Raw genomic sequence first — 2,500 nt, forward strand, 5'->3', positions numbered from 1 at the left:
CCGTCACCTGATTCGGCATGATCGAGGTGTCGCTTCAGCACCCAAAGCCGCTCAACAATGGCATTTGCGGCTATTGCGGGGTGACACCCGACCGCCGGCGCGATCGAGGATCCACACGCGGGCCGATATTCGCGGGCGTCACTCATTGTAATGGCCGCGGTGAAGCCGGCCGATAGAACACCGCCCGGCCAAATTCATTTCGTATTTGATTGCAAGTCATCCTCGGCATTACCGATGCCTGGCACGAGGATCGGACGGCTTTGTCATTCTGCCTTCGATTCGGCTGATGCCGCCATGGCGGCGGCTGGACGCTTCAATCCACGGGTCCGCGCCAGTGCCTTTAAACGCAAATGGCCCTCGGGCTGCGGGCTGTTTTTAACTAGGTTTTGTTGAGAGGGTTTATTTTGTCGTGCCTTGTCAGCTGAGGCCGCTTTGTGGGCCGGGGAGTTCATCTTGCAGGCGACAGTCGGTCCCAAACGCAAACAGCCCGCCGGCGTGGTGCCTGGCGGGCTGTTTTGGATTTGGTTGCGGGGACAGGATTTGAACCTGTGACCTTCAGGTTATGAGCCTGACGAGCTACCGGGCTGCTCCACCCCGCGTCAACCTTGGCTGTAAGCGCAAGCCTACGAATAGGATGGCCTACAAATAGGTATATGGCTCGCCAAATGAAAGGGCCGCTTGCGCGGCCCGGGCTTCCCTTGGCGGGCCTTATGCATGTCGCCCAAAGTGCTTGGCGGTTTTGGGGCAACGACATGCATCAACAAAAGTAAGGAGAAGATTTCCCTGCATCCGATTTGGATGTGAGACTGAACGTGCGTTTAGCAGACCTGGCAGCGACCTACTCTCCCGCGTCTTGAGACGAAGTACCATCAGCGCTGGAGCGTTTCACGGCCGAGTTCGGAATGGGATCGGGTGCAGCCGCTCCGCCATAACCACCAGGTCGGCAAAACGCACGTTGTTCGAGAAGCTGAGTTAGGGATTAGGCAGTAGGGAATAGTGAGTAGGAGATACCTGCTCGCTATAAGCATGCGCCATTTGCCCGTCTTTCCGTGCCAAGGCGACGTTTTCTACAGGGCGCTTCGGGCATAAGCCCGCAAGCGCGACTGCGCGTCGCCGGTTTTCCGGCGCCCTCGCGGAGCATAGGCCCCGGAGGGGCCGCTCATGCGTGAGCGCTGGTAAGACCATTTGACTTCGTCAAATGGGCATAAGGAATGAGAACGATCAAGCCGATCGAACTATTAGTACCGGTAAGCTTCAAGCGTTGCCGCTCTTCCACACCCGGCCTATCAACGTGGTCGTCTTCCACGGTTCTCAGGGAATACTCGTTTTAAGGTGGGTTTCCCGCTTAGATGCCTTCAGCGGTTATCCCGTCCGGATATAGCTACCCTGCTATGCGGCTGGCGCCACAACAGGTCCACCAGAGATCCGTCCATCCCGGTCCTCTCGTACTAGGGACAGATCCTTTCAATATTCCTACACCCACGGCAGATAGGGACCGAACTGTCTCACGACGTTCTGAACCCAACTCACGTACCGCTTTAAATGGCGAACAGCCATACCCTTGGGACCTGCTCCAGCCCCAGGATGCGATGAGTCGACATCGAGGTGCCAAACAACCCCGTCGATATGGACTCTTGGGGGTCATCAGCCTGTTATCCCCGGCGTACCTTTTATCCGTTGAGCGATGGCCCTTCCACGCGGGACCACCGGATCACTATGACCGACTTTCGTCTCTGCTCGACTTGTCAGTCTCGCAGTCAGGCAGGCTTATGCCATTGCACTCAGCGAACGATTTCCGACCGTTCTGAGCCCACCATCGCGCGCCTCCGTTACTCTTTAGGAGGCGACCGCCCCAGTCAAACTACCCACCATACATTGTCCCGGACCCGGATAACGGGCCGCGGTTAGACATCCATAGTAATAAGGGTGGTATTTCAAGGGTGGCTCCACCTGAGCTGGCGCCCAGGTTTCAAAGCCTACCACCTATCCTACACATGCCACTACGAATGCCAATGTAAAGCTATAGTAAAGGTGCACGGGGTCTTTCCGTCTAACCGCAGGAACCCCGCATCTTCACGGGGAATTCAATTTCACTGAGTCTATGCTGGAGACAGCGGGGAAGTCGTTACGCCATTCGTGCAGGTCGGAACTTACCCGACAAGGAATTTCGCTACCTTAGGACCGTTATAGTTACGGCCGCCGTTTACTGGGGCTTCGATTCAGAGCTTGCACCCCTCCTCTTAACCTTCCAGCACCGGGCAGGCGTCAGACCCTATACGTCGTCTTGCGACTTCGCAGAGCCCTGTGTTTTTGATAAACAGTCGCTACCCCCTGGTCTGTGCCACCCTCCTCTACTTGCGTAGAAAAGGGTCACGCTTCTTCCGAAGTTACGCGTGCAATTTGCCGAGTTCCTTCAGCATAGTTCTCTCAAGCGCCTTGGTATACTCTACCAGACCACCAGTGTCGGTTTCGGGTACGGTTTATAAGGAGGAGCTATTTC

At 56.3% G+C, this 2,500-nt stretch carries 1 tRNA gene and 2 rRNA genes (1 of these 3 running past the window's edge); all 3 read right to left on the minus strand.

The annotated features are described in order from the left end of the window. Positions 1–522 precede the first annotated feature (522 nt). Positions 523–599, minus strand: a tRNA-Met gene (locus NKG99_RS12380). 226 nt (positions 600–825) lie between these two features. Beyond that, a 5S ribosomal RNA gene (gene rrf / locus NKG99_RS12385) occupies positions 826–940 on the minus strand. A 277-nt stretch (positions 941–1,217) separates the two neighbouring features. Beyond that, positions 1,218–2,500: ribosomal RNA gene (locus NKG99_RS12390) — 23S ribosomal RNA — on the minus strand; it runs 1,539 nt beyond the window's last position.

The sequence above is a fragment of the Mesorhizobium sp. M1409 genome (assembly GCF_040317535.1).
Classification (GTDB): domain Bacteria; phylum Pseudomonadota; class Alphaproteobacteria; order Rhizobiales; family Rhizobiaceae; genus Mesorhizobium.